General features: G+C 48.6%; 17 protein-coding genes. 2 read left to right on the top strand and 15 right to left on the bottom strand.

Features of this window, described 5'->3' with window-relative positions:
- Window positions 1-8 precede the first annotated feature (8 nt).
- On the top strand, window positions 9-698 hold the full coding sequence (locus H9I35_RS12175; protein WP_187419603.1) for a flavodoxin family protein: 690 nt from the start codon (window positions 9-11) through the stop codon (window positions 696-698).
- 119 nt (window positions 699-817) lie between these two features.
- On the opposite strand, the gene H9I35_RS12170 is transcribed toward H9I35_RS12175, so the two are convergent.
- From H9I35_RS12170 to H9I35_RS12145, 6 genes are all read right to left on the bottom strand, one after another.
- The gene (locus H9I35_RS12170; RefSeq protein ID WP_187419602.1) at window positions 818-1,645 is read right to left on the bottom strand and encodes a CPBP family intramembrane glutamic endopeptidase; all 828 of its coding nucleotides are present in this window, start codon (window positions 1,643-1,645) and stop codon (window positions 818-820) included.
- Between the two features lie 199 nt (window positions 1,646-1,844).
- On the bottom strand, window positions 1,845-2,387 hold the full coding sequence (locus tag H9I35_RS12165) for a GNAT family N-acetyltransferase (RefSeq protein ID WP_187419601.1): 543 nt from the start codon (window positions 2,385-2,387) through the stop codon (window positions 1,845-1,847).
- A 21-nt stretch (window positions 2,388-2,408) separates the two neighbouring features.
- Window positions 2,409-2,723 carry a BrnA antitoxin family protein gene (locus tag H9I35_RS12160; protein ID WP_187419600.1) on the bottom strand — a complete coding sequence of 105 codons (315 nt, stop codon included), beginning with the start codon at window positions 2,721-2,723 and terminating at the stop codon, window positions 2,409-2,411.
- Between the two features lie 346 nt (window positions 2,724-3,069).
- The gene (locus H9I35_RS12155; RefSeq protein WP_252722672.1) at window positions 3,070-3,735 is read right to left on the bottom strand and encodes a hypothetical protein; all 666 of its coding nucleotides are present in this window, start codon (window positions 3,733-3,735) and stop codon (window positions 3,070-3,072) included.
- A 41-nt stretch (window positions 3,736-3,776) separates the two neighbouring features.
- Window positions 3,777-4,193 carry a 2-thiouracil desulfurase family protein gene (locus H9I35_RS12150; RefSeq protein ID WP_187419599.1) on the bottom strand — a complete coding sequence of 139 codons (417 nt, stop codon included), beginning with the start codon at window positions 4,191-4,193 and terminating at the stop codon, window positions 3,777-3,779.
- A gap of 94 nt (window positions 4,194-4,287) precedes the next feature.
- A complete protein-coding gene (locus H9I35_RS12145; protein WP_187419598.1) occupies window positions 4,288-5,073 on the bottom strand; it encodes a protein-ADP-ribose hydrolase in 786 nt (261 codons plus the stop codon).
- 272 nt (window positions 5,074-5,345) lie between these two features.
- On the opposite strand from H9I35_RS12145, the gene H9I35_RS12140 reads away from it, so the two are divergent.
- Complete coding sequence (locus H9I35_RS12140; RefSeq protein WP_187419597.1) at window positions 5,346-6,377, top strand: class II fructose-bisphosphate aldolase; 1,032 nt, start codon at window positions 5,346-5,348, stop codon at window positions 6,375-6,377.
- Between the two features lie 444 nt (window positions 6,378-6,821).
- Here H9I35_RS12140 and H9I35_RS12135 read toward each other — a convergent pair whose 3' ends face one another.
- The 9 genes from H9I35_RS12135 to H9I35_RS12095 all read right to left on the bottom strand — a co-directional run bounded on the left by H9I35_RS12135 (window position 6,822) and on the right by H9I35_RS12095 (window position 16,125).
- Window positions 6,822-7,433: a hypothetical protein gene (locus H9I35_RS12135; RefSeq protein ID WP_187419596.1), complete on the bottom strand. Its 612-nt coding sequence runs from the start codon at window positions 7,431-7,433 to the stop codon at window positions 6,822-6,824.
- Window positions 7,434-7,762: 329 nt separating this feature from the next.
- Window positions 7,763-9,241 (bottom strand): Do family serine endopeptidase, encoded by a 1,479-nt coding sequence (locus tag H9I35_RS12130; RefSeq protein ID WP_371809478.1) that lies wholly within the window; start codon window positions 9,239-9,241, stop codon window positions 7,763-7,765.
- Window positions 9,242-9,589: 348 nt separating this feature from the next.
- A complete protein-coding gene (map, locus tag H9I35_RS12125; protein ID WP_187419595.1) occupies window positions 9,590-10,345 on the bottom strand; it encodes a type I methionyl aminopeptidase in 756 nt (251 codons plus the stop codon).
- Window positions 10,326-11,126 carry a J domain-containing protein gene (locus H9I35_RS12120; protein WP_187419594.1) on the bottom strand — a complete coding sequence of 267 codons (801 nt, stop codon included), beginning with the start codon at window positions 11,124-11,126 and terminating at the stop codon, window positions 10,326-10,328. The genes map and H9I35_RS12120 overlap by 20 nt, the downstream gene beginning before the upstream one ends.
- Window positions 11,127-11,139: 13 nt before the next feature.
- Window positions 11,140-11,646: a universal stress protein gene (locus tag H9I35_RS12115; RefSeq protein ID WP_016519707.1), complete on the bottom strand. Its 507-nt coding sequence runs from the start codon at window positions 11,644-11,646 to the stop codon at window positions 11,140-11,142.
- 20 nt (window positions 11,647-11,666) lie between these two features.
- Window positions 11,667-12,287, bottom strand: a complete 621-nt coding sequence (locus H9I35_RS12110; protein WP_016519706.1) for a V-type ATP synthase subunit D — start codon at window positions 12,285-12,287, stop codon at window positions 11,667-11,669.
- Window positions 12,288-12,290: 3 nt separating this feature from the next.
- Window positions 12,291-13,706 (bottom strand): V-type ATP synthase subunit B, encoded by a 1,416-nt coding sequence (locus H9I35_RS12105; RefSeq protein WP_187419593.1) that lies wholly within the window; start codon window positions 13,704-13,706, stop codon window positions 12,291-12,293.
- On the bottom strand, window positions 13,703-15,493 hold the full coding sequence (locus H9I35_RS12100; protein ID WP_187419592.1) for a V-type ATP synthase subunit A: 1,791 nt from the start codon (window positions 15,491-15,493) through the stop codon (window positions 13,703-13,705). Before H9I35_RS12100 ends, H9I35_RS12105 begins: the two co-directional genes overlap by 4 nt.
- Complete coding sequence (locus tag H9I35_RS12095) at window positions 15,490-16,125, bottom strand: hypothetical protein (RefSeq protein ID WP_187419591.1); 636 nt, start codon at window positions 16,123-16,125, stop codon at window positions 15,490-15,492. The genes H9I35_RS12100 and H9I35_RS12095 overlap by 4 nt, the downstream gene beginning before the upstream one ends.
- Between the last annotated feature and the right edge of the window lies 1 nt (window position 16,126).

The following is a 16,126-nucleotide window of genomic DNA, read 5'->3' as shown; positions in this document are numbered from 1 at the left end:
TTTAGACGATGGAAACAGTGATTATACACGGACAAAATCATAAGGAATCCACATATCATATTGCAAATAATCTGGCATTGAAAGTCGGAGGAAACGTAAAAGAATTTTTTTTGCCGAAAGATTTCGGTGACTTTTGTACCGGTTGTACAAAGTGTTTTTTAGAATCGGAAAAACAATGTCCGCATTTCGACAAACTTAACCCTATTACCGAGACGATAGACAAAGCCGATTTGATTATTCTTGCAAGTCCCGTATATGTAATGCACGCAACGGGTTCTATGAAAGCATTTTTAGATCATTACGGATATCGTTGGATGGTACACCGGCCGGAGGAAACAATGTTTTCGAAGCAGGGGGTGTGTATTTCCACTGCCGCGGGTGCGGGTATGAAATCTGCAAATAAAGATATGGCAGACAGTTTGTTTTTTTGGGGAGTTGCTGAAATTTATACATACGGCAAAGCTGTTCAGGCTGTAAAATGGCAAGATGTAAGTGAAAAAAATAAAAAATCCATAGATAAAGCATTAAGCTCTCTTGCAAAGAAAATTACCGATAAGTATGGTAAAGCGAAGCCCGGAATAAAAACAAAACTGATGTTCAATATCATGCGCCTCTTACAAAATAAAGTCCGGAATCGGGCAGATGCGGATTATTGGCAGGAAAAGGGATGGCTGGATAAAAACCGTCCGTGGAAATAATGATAAACTTTGGAAATATTCTATAGGGAACCTTTGAAAACCAACCGAGTTTTTAGAGATACCGCATATTAACTTGAAAGTTTAGTTGAGAAATTCAACGATCCACCCCTTCCCGGAATTCAACTTTCCAATATTCTCCCTATGTGGCGTTTTTCAAAAAACAGATCTTTGTTTGTAAAAACGATAATTGCGGCGGCAAGTGTAACACAGATTGTTTCGACGCATTTTGTCGTTTGGGTCATCGCAATTTTTTCCTGCATGAAGTTTACAAAAAGATGAAAAATAATACTTGCAAGCATGCTTCGGTTATTTTTTACATACACCCATGTTGTTATAAAACCGAACGGAATAACGGAAATAAAAAAGTTGAACATATATAAAACATTCATTTCACGTATTCCGTAATGGTAAGTGCCCGGGATGAAAAACAGCGGCAAATGCCATAATGCCCAGACAAAGCCGAAGATAACGGATTCTTTGAACCAGCTGCAATATTGGGCTATCGAATCTTCACCGTAACCGCGCCACCCCACTTCTTCCAAAACCGAAGCAAGTAAAATCGTTAAAAATGCGGAAGTGACTCCCGCTCCGGTAAAAGAAAAACCCTCCGTGACGGAAAACTGATTTAAAGACTGTCCCCAAAAAGTTGAAAGCAAAATGGAGCAGCCGACTGTCAGTGCAAAAACAATTACGGCGGCAAAGATGTATTTCGGCCTTAATTTATAAAATCTGAAAATCTTGCGTTTAAAGTCCGCTTTCAGTTCTTTACTTTTTGAACCGAACACGGTGATGAGTGCGATTATTGCCGGCGAAAGGAGTCCGAGCAGCATTGTGAGCGTGCAAATAAAACCTTCTTTAAAAATGAGCGCGCAAAACCAAAAGCCCCAAGTTGCTGAAATAGTTGTAACATAAAATCTTACGGGTCTGTATGTATATTTTGTGTTCATGTAAACCTCTTATATTTTATAAAATCCGAATTTCGGATTTCCAACCGTTCAATTCCACAATCAAGTCCGCTTCGGTTTGCACTTCTTTTTTCTCGCGTTTATCGATGAGTATGTTGTTGTCGGAATCCAAAAAGCGGGTTCGGCGGCCGGCATTTTGCAGACAATAATTTGAATGTTCGGCAAACTGTTATTATGTTTTTTACTTCTGTAACAACCACGCTTCTTTCGATATGAAGGTAAAGTGCGTCGTCCGCAGAACCCCTTTTAAAGCACAGGGAACGTTTTCTTTCGTATGATGATATCGGAAGCCGCATTTTTCCTGCGCCCGTTTCGATTTATCGTTTCCGTCAAAATATCCGCACCACAGTTTTTCGAGTTTCAAATCTTCGAAGCCGTGCCGCATCAGCTCGCGAACCGCCTCCGGAATAAGTCCTTGTCCCCAATACGGTACGCCGATCCAAAACCCTATTTCACCTTCCGTATCGGGAAGGCCGATATTGCTTGCCTTACCGATCATTAAGCAGATACTGCCTACAGGCTGTCCCGTCTCTTTGAGTACGACCGCGTATGACTCCGGTACGGAGAGGATATTACTGATGACGGTTCTGCTGTTTTCAACACTCGTATGGACAGCCCATCCGGCTGTCGGCCCCACGTCGGGATGACTTGCATAGTAAAACAGGTCTTGTGCATCCGATTCTCTCCACGGACGAAGCGTCAATCTCTTTGTTTCCAAAATCATCCGGCTGTTCCTTCGGCACCCTTAAAGATTCAAATCGGTATCATTATTAATTATGCACCGGTTCCAGAGCATTGCTACGGGGCAGTTATTCAGCCTTGCCCATCGCAGCGCATTGTTTAGACGCGACTGATAATTTTTCTTACCTACACTTTGCAGCCAGTCCAAATTATCGAGGTCTATACGCATCGTGATGGTTTTCTGCGGCGGATTCCAATACTTAAAATGTCCTGTAGCAAAATCTTCTTCCGTGAGTTCCGGCGCATCCGTTAAATCGATTTCCTCATAGGACTTCCCGTTTGCCTCACATTTAGCGATAAAGTCTTCTAAGGTGTTCATAGTATACCCTATTGAAAATGGGTATGATTTCTTTAAACGAATAGCCGTGCCGTATCATATTCGCTTCGCTTTTTTTCGACCACCATTCAAAGCGCCCGTCTATGACCAACTCACCTTTTAAGTTTTTTTCCCCGGTTTTTGACACTTGTAATCGCCGTCTTTTATTTTATAATCAGTAAATACAGTTTGTCAATTTATCCGCTGTAAATATAGGCTGTAAATTGCAAAATCTTCGTCTTTGAATACGTTAAACACGACTTTCATCCCGCTTCCGGTTTCTCTACAGTATGTGCGGACGGTTGCTGCCGCATGTATTTTTCCAAATGAAGTTCTTACATATTTTCTGTCATAATTTTTTCTCCCTAAGTTCGTTAACGATTGAAATGCTTTGTTTTAACAGCCAAATTGTTGCTAATATAATAGCAATGAACAAAGGGATCGGCTTTATGCTTTGTCCGAAATAAGTACAGATCATTTGCAACAGTCCAATCGCTATCCCGCTGTATTTCCAAAAGGAATGGGATAATAATCCCGACCAAAAAATTATAAACAGTCCCAGCAAGATATCGCATAAATGCCAAGCGGCGTAAATTTCGGCTAAAGTCGTTCGGAGATTGTCACCCGTAACAACAGGCAAACCGTTGACAGGATATACAAGTCTTCCGGTTTCAAACATTATTAACAGCCATGCCATTAGCATTAGTATAAAGCTTACCGTTACAAATCCGGTCAGTATATTTTTATTTTGAGAATATACCTTGCGTACACTATAAAAAACGCCTCCGCAAAGGATAGTTGAAAGCATGAGCAATTCATCTATAATCATCAGTAGCGTACGATGTTGATTTACGGTTTCCTGCAAGAAGTTTGCCGATTTTAGCCGGAGACTGAAATATAAAAATCCAATCCGAATCCCCATATATATAAAAATACCGATAAGGAACATCGCTGAGATTAAAAAATATTTTCGGTTTTGCTTAAAGGCCTGATTTTTCATTTTTTTCTCTATCATAGTTTTTTGTAAACCGCCTTAAAATGCCGCCTATCTACCTGTTATAATTTTCCAACATCTATCACGTTAATATTGTTTTCCTTGAGAAGCTTTGCAAAAATACCTTGTCCCGAAATCAGTTTTCCTGAAAAAGAGCCGTCATATATCATGTTTACACCGCAAGAGGGACTTCTCGACTGAAGAATTACAAGTTCAATTTTCCGATCGAGAATCTTTTTCAGGGCGATTTGTGCTCCTTTTCTGAATTCCGCATCTACGGAGTTTCCGTTTTTTTGCATGACAATTCCTTTAACTATTTCAGCGGGTTCTCTTGGAATAGGCAATCCGCCGAGCACTTCAGGGCATACAGGAACAACTTGATGCCCTTTTACAAAGTCAATTACTTTTTGAGAAAAATTATTTCCGCCATTATATTTGCAGTTCTCTCCCAACAGGCATGCGCTGACAGCGATTTTCATTATATACTCCATAAAGTTTCTATTATTACATAATGCCGACAATCCTCTTTTCTTCTTTACCGAATAATTGCCAACACATTTCCGACTGTTCTTTTTATGATAAAATTCCGCTGTAAATTGCAAGATCTTCGTCTTTGAATACGTTAAAAACAACTTTTATTCCGCTTCCCGTTTCTTTACAGTATGTGCGGACGGTTGCTACCGCAATTTCCGCCGCCCGCCGATTCGGAAACATAAAGACGCCGGTAGAAATACAGCAAAAAGCAATGCTCCGCACTTTATGTTGATCGGCGAGTTCAAGGCAGGAACGATAGCAGGACGCGAGCTCTTCTTCGTGTTTTTTTTGCAAGCGCCCCTGCACAATAGGACCCACCGTATGCAGCACGTACTTGCACGGCAGGTTGAACGCGCTCGTGATTTTTGCGCTTCCCGTCGGCTCTTCGTGCCCCTGTTTTTGCATGATGTCGGCACACACCGCCCGGAGCTGCACGCCTGCGAACGTATGGATGCAGTTGTCGATGCACGCGTGGCAGGGCTGCCAGCAGCCGGTCATGGCGCTGTTTGCCGCGTTTACGATCGCGTCGACTTTGAGCCGTGTAATGTCGCCCTGCCACAGATAAAGAGTTCCGTTCCCTTGTGCGGCAAGAGGCTTTAACTGCGCAAGGTCGGTAATGCCGCCCTCACGGATCGTTTCCCGTAGATACTCGTCCTGTATGCGTAAAAATTCTTCGCTCGTATCTTGCGGCGGACGGACGTTCATGAGGGATCGAAGCAGGCGTTTTTGCTCATCCTCATCGTCCGGTACCCGCACATCGCGATAACCGGGGTTTTCTTTTAAAAGACAGTCTATTAAAAAAACGCGCCGTTCATTTTGTGTCATACTTGTTCCTTGTGTAATCCGATTGATTATAACAAAAAGCACGGCGGAAGTTAAAGCAAACGCGGCGAATCCGTCGCTTGTCACCGACCGTAAAAAAGTTTACAATACATACAGACATATATGACAACGGCTTCGAACGGCGAATATCCGCTTTGCAAGCCGGGGTTTGCGTTGCAAATCCGTATATTAAAAAGCCGCTTTCATCTTGATGGAGACGGTATACAAAAAGTTTCCCGAAAGCGGATTTTTCAGGGACTTTACAGGAGTTTTCTATGCACAGTTACAAAGAGATCGGTCTGGTCAACACGAAAGTGCTGTTCCAGCAGGCCATGGCAGGACACTATGCGCTTCCGGCATACAATTTCAACAATATGGAACAGCTGCAGGCAATCATCCAAGCATGCGTTGAAACCCAGTCGCCGGTCATTCTGCAGGTTTCAAAGGGCGCGCGCGCATACGCCGATAAATACATGCTTCGCCATCTTGCAGCAGGCGCGGTCGAATACGCGCACGAGCTCGGTTGCGACATCCCGATCGTACTCCATCTCGATCACGGTCCGTCCTTCGAAGTCGCAAAAGACTGTATCGAAAGCGGATTTTCATCCGTGATGATCGACGGTTCCGCACTCCCCTATGACGAAAATGTAAAATTGACAAAACAGGTGTGCGATTTCGCCCATGCGCAAAAAGATTACGTCACCGTCGAAGGCGAACTCGGCGTGTTGGCCGGCGTCGAAGATGAAGTAAGCGCTGCCGAAAGCCACTACACGAAGCCCGAAGAAGTTCAGGATTTCGTCGGCAAAACGGGCGTCGATTCGCTTGCCATTTCAATCGGCACGAGTCACGGCAGATGTAAATTTACGCCCGAACAGTGTACGCGTACGGCCGACGGCGTTTTGATTCCGCCGCCGCTGGCATTCGACGTACTCGAAGAAATTGAAAAAAAGCTTCCCGGTTTTCCGATCGTGCTCCACGGCGCGTCGTCCGTTCCGGTGCAGTACGTAAAAGAAATTGAAAAATACGGCGGTAAAATCCCCGACTCCGTCGGTATTCCCGAAGAGCAGCTGCGCAAAGCGGCAAAATCCGCCGTCTGCAAAATCAATATCGATTCGGACGGACGGCTTGCGATGACGGCGGCAATCAGACGCGTGCTCGCCGAAGATCCCACGGTGTTCGATCCGCGCCTCTATCTCGGACCGGCACGCGACGAACTGAAAGCGATGTACGCGCATAAAAATAAAAACGTGCTCGGCAGCGCGGGACACGCGATCGAAGCGATGAACGCGATCAAAGCCGCAAAATAACATAACGCCGAATTAAATTCGTCGTTTAAAAATCGATCCGTTTTTCGAAAATGGAAAATTATTAATTTTATAAAAAAGGCGCGCAAAACATAAGAGAAAAGCCTCTCGTTTTGCGCGTTTTTTTTATTTACCGCTGAAATGCGGTATTGCAGGAAGTGTCAATTTCCGAAAATGACGCATTGGTGCGTGAGCTTCGCAATGAGCGCGTAAGCGCGAAGTTTCGACCGGCGCACACGTATATCCGCGAGTTTTCGAAAGAAAACTCGAAGTTAAAAAAGTACCGCGCCATTTGAGCGGTACTTTTAACCGTTCTTTAAAATTGCGCAACGAGTAAATCTTCAGATTTAGGAGATGTGCAATCGGTGCTCGAGCGGCGCACACGTACATCTTCGAGTTTTCAAAAAAACTCGAAGTTAAAAGTACCGCGCCATTTGAGCGGTACTTTTAACCGTTCGGCAAAAAAATCGAAATGCCGTCTTCCCGAAATTTTCCGCACTGAAAACGGACGGCTCCGCAAGCTGAAAAAAACAAGTATAGGGCAAAGAACGGCAGCCATACGAAAAACGGAAAACCGACGAACCACGCGGCTTCGATCGCCGCAGGCACGAAGAGAGAGACGATAAGCATGACAGCCCACGTTCGAAGTTTTTTCCCCGCCGCCCCCGTTCGATACAGAAAAAAAACGCAGACAGCCGACGATGCAAGCATCGCCGTATAGAGCACGGGCTTACAAAAAAGCTCGAAGGCCGAATAGGCAGAACGGCTGCCGGCAAGCACCGTATACGGCACATACACGGAAAAAAACGCGCATAAAAGCGGAAAGTAAGACTTGGCAAGGAAAACATCGTCGTCTTTTGCAAAAACTAAAAAGATGAGATAGACTGCGGCGACGGGAATGAGCGTATAGGCGAGCAGAATATATGCATAGTTTACGAAAAATCCCGCGCGCGGCGTACGGTATGAAAATGAAAAAAAAGCTTTGAACGCGCAAAACACGATTGACGAAAGAGCTCCGGTTATGGCGACGGGAATCACCGCTTTATCTTTTTCATGCATAAGATACCATAGGAGCGATAGAGGCATAAAAACAATAAAAAAAAGATACATGAGGACAGCATACATCGTTTAAAAAAATTGCGCAACCGCAGGAAAAACGTTTCAATAATTTTAAAAACACAAAAGCGGCGGTTTCCGCGCACTTTGAGTGCAAACCGCCGCTCCGCATATAAAATCGACCGAGCACTGGTTTTAGGACATTTTCCATAAAGGACCGCCCCGCATTTATTCCGTCAAGCGGCGCTGCAGCCGAAACGCAAAATCAAAGCGAAAACGGTGTAAACCGTCCTGCCCTCCCCGCCGGCACGGCGGAGAGAAAAAGCGCGGCGTTAAAACTTATACGTTCCCGTCGTAATCGTGCCGCCGTTCGAATACACGTCGAAGTTGACGCCGCGCTTGGCTTTACCGAGTTCGGCGTAAAAGTCTTCGATCGAACTTATCGATTTGCCGTTGACGGCAGTGATCACGTCTCCGTTTTGCAGGCGGAGAGAAGCGGCAGGCGATTTTTCGAGCACGCTCGTAACCGCAACTCCCTGTATTCTCGCATTATCGAGTTTCAAATCTTTTCGAGTTTTTTCGGTGAGCGGAAGTGCGATAAAGCCCGGCCAGAGTTTGCTGTTGTCGCCCGATACGTTTTCGCTCCGCGCTTCGATTTTGACGGAAAGCTTTACCGTCTGCTTGCCGCGAAGCACTTCGAAAGACACCGTAGAACCGGCTTTCAAATTTCCGACGTCGCGCACAAGCTGATTGACGCTTTTGACGCTCTTTCCGTTCAGCGAAACGATATAATCTCCGGGCAGGATGCCACCCTTTTGCGCAGGAGAATCGCGGAAAATCTGCGAAGCGAAGGCGCCTTCTTTGTCCGCGACACCGAGCGCCGTCTTATATTCCGAGGAAATGTCGACGAGCGAAACGCCGAGCCAGCCGTATGCCAATTTTCCGTTCGAGATAAAGTCGTCGATCGCGCTTTTGATATTGTTGATCGGGATCGCAAAGCCGAGTCCCTGCGAACCGCCGGATTGAGAAGCGATCCACGTATTGATGCCGATCACTTCCCCGTAAATATTGATAAGCGGACCGCCCGAATTTCCCTGATTGATTGCGGCGTCGGTTTGAATAAAATCGCTGATATTGCCGATGTCGCTGCCGCTTCTGCCGGTCGCACTGATGATGCCCTGCGTCACCGACTGATTGTAGCCCAGAGGCGCTCCCATCGCAAAGCAGAGGTCGCCCGTGTGCACCGCATCCGAATCTCCGAGAGAGGCGACGGGAATCGATTTATCGCTCGATTCGAACGAAACGAGAGCGACGTCCATGCGGGAATCGGCTCCGACGAGTTTGCCGTCGAACTGCCTTCCGTCGTTGAGCTTTACGGAAATCTTCGTCGCTTCGCCGGCAACGTGATTGTTCGTAAGCACGTAGAGCGTATTTCCCGTACGCCTCACGATAACGCCCGATCCGAGTCCCTGCTGTTCATACTGCCTCTCTCTTCCGCCGCCCTGATTCGGCATGCCGAAAAAAAAGAACGGCAAATCTCCGAGCGGATTCGACTGCACCGTCTTCGTTTCCGTTACGTCGATTTCCACAACCGAAGGAAGCAACGTATCGCTGATCGAGCGGAACGCATCCTGCATCGCTTGAATCATCTTTAAAGAATCGGCGGGGATCGGAGATGTCGTCCTCGTTTCCGCAAAAGCCGTATCCGCGCTTCCGTTTACCGGCGTCTTTCTGCACGAAAGCGAAATCGCACCGAACGCCAAAACGGCCGCGCACGAAATGCCGATTATCCTCTTTGTCCATGTTTTCATAATCAAAACCTCCGGAGCGCCGCTGCACGCAATCGGTGCAGTCCGCTCTTTTATTGATATGAATGCCGAAAGCATTTTATTATGAAACACTTTCATCCCGACATCCATACTATTAAAATAATACATATCAAAGGACAAGTGTTACAAAAAAGCGCGGCGATTTTAATAAAATTCTGTTAGTTAAAAAAATTGTTATTCTTCTTAATCGAATACTTCGAATTTTATAAGGGCGAAGCGTATCGGAAGAACCCGCCTTCCGCAGCTCGCTCGCGCTCGGCGTCCTCACTTCGTTCCGGTCGCTGCCTCGGGCACTGCTCCACGCGGGCGTACGCGCCGTTTCATTCACCCTTATCCGGCATAATCGAGCGCGGTAAGTATTTCCGTACGGTCTTTGAAAACCGCGACGGTGTGCTCTTCGTGCGCGGACGCTTTTCCGTCGGCGGTCAGTACCGTCCAGCCGTTATCCGCCGTCACGACGTCCGCCGTTCCGAGATTGATCATCGGTTCGATCGCAAGCACCATACCCGCCTGAATGCGCGGATTCGGTCCCGAGGGACAATTCGGAATCGACGGATCTTCATGCACGTCAAGACCGACACCGTGACCGCAATATTCGTAGACGACGCCGTAGTTGTGACGCACGGCGATATCGTTGACCGCCTTTGAAATGTCGTGGATCCTGTTTCCGACGACGCAGGCAGCAATCCCCGCGGCAAGGCATTCCCTCGTCACATCGTCGAGCGCTTTCCACTCCGGCCGGACGTTTCCGACCTGCACCGTGTGCGTCGAATCGCTGATAAAACCGTCCAAATCGATTCCCGCATCGATCGAAACCAAATCTCCGTCGTGGATTATCTTTTTCGACGACGGAACGCCGTGTATGACTTCTTCGTTGACGCTGACGCACACGGCTCCGGGAAAGTTTTCGCGGTACCACGCGGGTTTGCCGTGATGAGAAAGCATAAAATGCTTGCACATATCGTCGATGTCCTTCGTCGACATACCCGCTTTTACGCGCGGGAGGATTTCGTTGAACATATCCGCAAGCAGGTGACAGGATTTTCTGATACCTGTGATTTCATCGTCATTCTTTAACCGTATCATAAACACCTCGAAATTGATTTTTTTTTATTAATTTTTCACTCTCTTCAAAGCAGATGTCCGCCGTATGACGATCGCCGAGCCTGAGATAGGCTTTCGCCATTTTTTTCAAAAAAAACGAATCGTCCGCCGCCGAAAACTTAAGATCGAGAGCCCTCTCCCACGCGTCGAGGGCAAGCTCGTCGCTCGTATTTCCCTCGATATTGCTTTTTAAAATATGGAGCGCAAACGAAATCACTTCCGGAAAAAAGAGCCTGAAATAATCGCTCTTGTATTCCATTTTAATAATCCGTTCGAGCAGCAAAAACGCATCGTAAAATTCGCCGCGCACCGTAAGCTCTTCGGCAAGGATGTAGCCGTAATCCATAAAGTCTTCGCGCGAAAACCATCTTTCAAGATTAAAGCTCGGACGGGAAGCCGTCATGCGTTTGAATTCCGAAACGGCTTCATCTTCGCGGTGGTGCATAAGATCCCAAAATATGAGCTTTGCCCTGCTTTCATCGTCACTGCGTTCCGAAAGCCACGAATGATAATCGAACGAGTTTTCTCGGACTTTCCGTATATGATAGCGGCTGAAAAAAGAATTGTCAAATATGGAACGCTGGCGTGCATCGGAGAGAATGTCGTAAGCCTGCACGAGGCGCCGGAAAAGGGCGGTCGTATCGACGCCGTTTTTTTTTGACGTATCGGGATGATACTCTTTCGCTTTTTGTCTGAACGCGCGTTTTATCTCCGATGCCGACGCATCGTGCGAGACGCCGAGGATTTCATAGCAGTTTTCCAAACGGCCGTACCCTTTATGCGATTTTAAATAATTGCTCGATGTCTTTTTGTTTTACGACGATGACCGAGCAGTTTGCAGCGGCAATCGTTTGGCTTTGGTCGAGAGAAACGACATCGCTTCGGTTTGAGCCCGAAGGCGTGTACGATACGTCGCGTATTTTTCCGCCGAGGAGGATAAAGTCCGCGTTGTAGTCGTCGGCCGCTTTGACGATCTCCGCCCATACGGCTCCGTTGAGCAGTTCCGTTTCGGCGGTAACGCCTTTCGACTTTGCCAAATCTCCGGTATACGCAAGATATTTTTTCCCGTCGGCGATGAGATTTTCTTCGTAGAGCTTCCGCTCGTCGCTCGCAAAAAATTTCGACAAGGTCAATCGCTTAATCGTCGCGGTATCGACGACGTATATAAATTTCAAATCGAGGTGATAGGTCTTTGCCATAATGATGCCGTACATCGCAGCCTGAATCGAAGCTTCGGATCCGTTGACGGCGACAAGAATACGGCTGAAAAGCGGTTTACTCATTTTATCCTACCTCCTATCGGCTATCGCCTGTTGCGGTTTTTAAGCGCTTTGAGCGTAAAGATGTTTTCACGATCACGCTCTTCAAGTACGCTTTCGATATATTTTTTCGTTTCGCTCGTCTGCGGAATGATCATCTTGTCGAGCGCGTTGACCCGCCGCTGAGTCTTTTTCACTTCGCCCGCGAGCCGCCATACGATCGTGCGGATCGACGCCATTTTCGTCAAAAGCGCGAGCAGCCGAAAAAAGAGATCCATCGCTTTATCGCTGTCGGATGAAGTGCCCATAAACGAATAAAACAATTCTTTTTTCGGAAGTTCCACGTCGAGCGATTTGAACGACATGCCGCCGAGCGTTTCCTGTTTTTCGTGTATGACAAAATCATAGTGCACGCCGTGCGATATCCGCTCGACTTGATCGCTTCCCATACTCGCGAGCATTTTCCGAAACGCGGGATACGCTTCTTCGATCACTTTGTCGATGTCGTGCTCGAGGAGTTTGACGTTTTCGACCATGTGCATGAGTTCCATGACGAGGATTTCGCGCTTTTGTTCCAAGAGATCGTAGCCGTTTTTGGACACGGCGAGCTGCTCTTTCATGGCGAGGAGGTTCGATTTTGTCGGTGCAATATTCAGTTTTGCCATACGCTACACCCGATCCGCTTCTCCGTCTTCGCTTTTCGGCATATATTTTTCGATGTACTCCGGTTTGATGCGGTAGAGCTCTTCACGCGGCAGCGTCGACAAAATCTTCCAGCCCAAGTCGAGCGTCTGTTCTATCGTGCGGTTTTCGTATTCGCCCTGCATCAAAAATTCGTTTTCGAATTTATCGCCGAACTTAAGGTATTCGCGGTCGAGCGGCGAAAGCTCTTCGTCGCCGATAATCGCCGCGAGGTTCCGCACCGACTTCACTTTCGAATACGAAGCGAAAAGCTGACTCGAAACGTTTGCGTGATCTTCCCGCGTCATGACTCTGCCGTCCTTTGCAACTCCGATACCGTCTTTCATAAGACGCGAAAGACTCGGAAGACCCGCGACGGGAGGATACAATCCTTTTTGCGAAAGCTCTCTATCGAGAACGATCTGCCCTTCGGTGATGTAGCCGGTCAAATCGGGAATAGGATGCGATATGTCGTCGTTCGGCATCGTCAAAATCGGAATCTGCGTAATCGAACCGGCCGATCCCTTGATGCGCCCCGCCCGTTCGTAAAGTTCCGCGAGGTCGGAATAAAGGTAGCCGGGATATCCTTTGCGGCCGGGTACTTCGCCCCGCGTCGTCGAGATTTCGCGGAGCGCTTCGCAATAATTCGTCATATCGGTGAGCACGACGAGAACGTGCATACCTTTTTTGAACGCGAGGTATTCCGCCGCCGTAAGCGCGCACCTCGGCGTGATGATGCGTTCGATGGACGGAGCGTCGGCGAGCGACTGAAACATGACGACTTTCGAAAGGACGCCCGATTCTTCAAAGGTGTCGGTAAAAAAGCGCGCGATATCGTATTTGATTCCCATGCCGGCGAAAACCATAACGAACTGTTCGTCGCTCGAGCGGAGCTTTGCCTGACGGATGATCTGCGCGGCGAGCTTATTGTGCGGTAAACCGTTGCCGCTGAAAATAGGAAGCTTTTGTCCGCGCACGAGCGAGTTCATGCCGTCGATCGCCGAAATACCCGTTTGGATAAAATCGCGCGGGTAGATACGCGCATAGGGATTGATCGGGTTTCCGTTTATATTGACGAGTTCCGACGATACGATGGGAGGGTATCCGTCGATCGGTTCTCCGAGCCCGTTGAAGATGCGTCCGAGCAAGCCCTCACCGACGCGCAGTTCGAGCGGCGTGTCGAGGAATTCGTAGGTCGTCGCATCGAGATCGAGGCCGGTCGTATTGCCGAAAATCTGAACGACCGCCGCGTCTTCGGAAAGATCCATGACGCGCCCGATACGCTTGTTTCCGTTTCTGTCACGCACGCACACCGTTTCGAGGTAAAAAATATTTTCGGTTCGGCGGACGATGACGATCGGACCGTCGACCGACGAAAATCCGCGGTATTCTATTCCTTTCATACGCTGCCTGTCCTTCGGTAAAGCCGTCTCAATTCGTCAAGCTGATTTTCAAGGTGCATTTTCACATCCTGAATTTTATCGGCTTCGTCGTTCGTGTACTTCGACTTGATACGCATGATCTCTTCGCGCACCGGAAGACCCGTCAACTTCACCAGGGGCGCGCCGCTTTTTATGAGCGCGAGCGCCGACGAATAATAATCCATGATGAGCACGAGGATCGCGATCTGTTTTTTCGAAACGCAGTACGCATCGATTTGATCGAATTGATCCTGCTGTAAAAATCCGTTTTTAATCATCTCCGCAACCGAAAGCACGAGGCGGTCGGCATCGGGAAGCGCGTCGGGTCCGATGAGGCGCACGATTTGCAAAAGGTGCTGTTCCCGCTTTAAAAGGTCGAGCGCACCGGTGCGCACCGACGACCACTCGGGATTACGGCGTTCCCACCATCCCTTCACTTCGTCGGCATATTCGGAATACGAATCGATCCAGCCTATAGCCGGATAATGGCGCGCGTTTGCCAAATCCCGATCGAGCGCCCAAAAGCAGCGTATAAAGCGCTTCGTATGCTGGGTGACGGGTTCCGAAAAATCGCCTCCCGGAGGAGAAACCGCGCCGATAACGGAAACCGATCCTTCCCTGCCGCACAGCGAATTGATGCGGCCCGCCCTCTCGTAAAAACTTGCAAGGCGCGTCGGAAGATAGGCGGGAAAGCCTTCTTCGGCAGGCATCTCTTCCATGCGGCCGGAGAGCTCGCGGAGCGCTTCCGCCCAGCGGCTCGTAGAATCGGCCATGATCGCGACTGCCATACCCATATCGCGGTAATATTCGGCAAGCGTGATGCCCGAATACAGCGACACTTCACGCGCGGCGACGGGCATATTCGACGTATTCGCAATGAGGATCGTGCGTTCCATGATGGAGCGTCCCGTCCGCGGGTCGATGATTTCGGGGAATTCGGTAAGAACGTCGGTCATTTCGTTTCCGCGCTCTCCGCAGCCGATGTAGACGATGAGATCGGCATCGCACCACTTTGCAACGGCGTGCTGCGTCATCGTTTTGCCCGTACCGAAACCGCCGGGAATCGCCGCGGTTCCGCCCTTCGACAGCGGAAAAAACACGTCGATAACGCGGAGCCCCGTAACGAGGGGCTGGGATACCGTAAGCTTTTCGGTATAGGGGCGCGGAGATCGCACCGGCCAATACTGCGAAAGTTTTATCTCTTCATCCAATTCCGTCGTCGCAATGACATCGTCGACGGTACAATCGCAGCTTCCTTTAAACGTTTTAAGCACGCGCCCGCGAATATAGGGCGGCACCATAATCGTATGCAAAATCGACGGCGTTTCCCGTACCGTGCCGAGCGGGAGCCCCGGCGCGATCGGAGAACCCTCGCCTATCGTTTTTCCGTCGGAAGTTTTTCCGGCATCGAAGTGCCAGGTCTTTTTCGTATCGAGCGGTTCGGTACGCTGCCCCGGAAGCAAAAACGCAGTCCCGTCTTCGTACATCGATTCGAGCGGGCGCTGGATACCGTCGTAAATAGTACCGACAAGTCCCGGCCCGAGCCTGAGCGACAGAGGGCGTCCGTAGCTTACGATCTTTTCACCGACGTGCATGCCGGTGTCGTCTTCGTACACTTGAACGGTCGCTTTGCCTTTATTTTGTCTGATGATTTCGCCGATGAGCTTTTTTTCGCCGACATCGACGACATCGTATAATCCGCATTCGTCGAGCCCTTCGGCAAAAACGATGGGCCCTGAAATGCGCGTAATTTTCCCTTCAACTGTCATGAATCAAACCTCCCGCCGAACAAAGCTTTGGCGAGTTCCGCGCGGTATTCCGTTTCAAGCTCGCCGACGATCTGTGAAAGCGTCAGGCGGCAGCGGATCATTTTATCTTCCGTTTCGAGGATGATACCCTCATTAAATGTCAAACCGTCGATCCCTTCATCGCCGCTTTTTTCGTATGCGACCGGCGTACAGGATGCAAGCGACACGCCTTCTTTTTTCAAAGCAGTTTCCGCACGCGCGGCATCGAAGCCGAACACAAAAGCGTTCACTTTTTGAGAAGCGACAACGCTCTTATACGTATTCCATCGGCGTACGGCGAGCGCAATGCGCTTTTCTTCCCCCAGCGCGTCGAGGTACGAATCGATCGCTTTTACAATCGCGCTTTCGATAAACGAAACGAGAAAACGCTCTTTTTCAAGAGGGACGACGGCGTCTCTGTCCGCCCGATAGTTTTCCGTCTTTTTTTGATATTCTGCGGTTTTTTCTTCCGTAAATTTTTCGATGCGGTGTGCAACATCGGCGACGAGCGCTTTTCCGTCGCTGTCGGCTTTTGCCAAAATGCGTTCCGCTTTTTTCCGTGCGTCCGTTTCGATTTCTTTGTCGAGAACTTCGGTCGAGCGTAATTCTTCCATA

This window comes from Treponema sp. Marseille-Q4132, from assembly GCF_014334835.1.
Lineage (GTDB): Bacteria > Spirochaetota > Spirochaetia > Treponematales > Treponemataceae > Treponema_D > Treponema_D paredis.
This window is presented reverse-complemented; position numbering and strand designations above follow the sequence as displayed.

Bases quoted from the DNA above. Each gene is read 5' to 3' on its own strand.
- H9I35_RS12165 (WP_187419601.1), bottom strand. From the start codon at position 2,387: ATGATTTTGGAAACAAAGAGATTGACGCTTCGTCCGTGGAGAGAATCG.
- H9I35_RS12115 (WP_016519707.1), bottom strand. From the start codon at position 11,646: ATGAGTAAACCGCTTTTCAGCCGTATTCTTGTCGCCGTCAACGGATCC.
- H9I35_RS12110 (WP_016519706.1), bottom strand. From the start codon at position 12,287: ATGGCAAAACTGAATATTGCACCGACAAAATCGAACCTCCTCGCCATG.
- H9I35_RS12130 (WP_371809478.1), bottom strand. From the start codon at position 9,241: ATGAAAACATGGACAAAGAGGATAATCGGCATTTCGTGCGCGGCCGTT.
- H9I35_RS12170 (WP_187419602.1), bottom strand. From the start codon at position 1,645: ATGAACACAAAATATACATACAGACCCGTAAGATTTTATGTTACAACT.
- H9I35_RS12175 (WP_187419603.1), top strand. From the start codon at position 9: ATGGAAACAGTGATTATACACGGACAAAATCATAAGGAATCCACATAT.
- map (WP_187419595.1), bottom strand. From the start codon at position 10,345: ATGATACGGTTAAAGAATGACGATGAAATCACAGGTATCAGAAAATCC.
- H9I35_RS12140 (WP_187419597.1), top strand. From the start codon at position 5,346: ATGCACAGTTACAAAGAGATCGGTCTGGTCAACACGAAAGTGCTGTTC.
- H9I35_RS12135 (WP_187419596.1), bottom strand. From the start codon at position 7,433: ATGCATGAAAAAGATAAAGCGGTGATTCCCGTCGCCATAACCGGAGCT.
- H9I35_RS12150 (WP_187419599.1), bottom strand. From the start codon at position 4,193: ATGAAAATCGCTGTCAGCGCATGCCTGTTGGGAGAGAACTGCAAATAT.
- H9I35_RS12160 (WP_187419600.1), bottom strand. From the start codon at position 2,723: ATGAACACCTTAGAAGACTTTATCGCTAAATGTGAGGCAAACGGGAAG.
- H9I35_RS12105 (WP_187419593.1), bottom strand. From the start codon at position 13,706: ATGAAAGGAATAGAATACCGCGGATTTTCGTCGGTCGACGGTCCGATC.
- H9I35_RS12145 (WP_187419598.1), bottom strand. From the start codon at position 5,073: ATGACACAAAATGAACGGCGCGTTTTTTTAATAGACTGTCTTTTAAAA.
- H9I35_RS12100 (WP_187419592.1), bottom strand. From the start codon at position 15,493: ATGACAGTTGAAGGGAAAATTACGCGCATTTCAGGGCCCATCGTTTTT.
- H9I35_RS12155 (WP_252722672.1), bottom strand. From the start codon at position 3,735: ATGATAGAGAAAAAAATGAAAAATCAGGCCTTTAAGCAAAACCGAAAA.
- H9I35_RS12095 (WP_187419591.1), bottom strand. From the start codon at position 16,125: ATGGAAGAATTACGCTCGACCGAAGTTCTCGACAAAGAAATCGAAACG.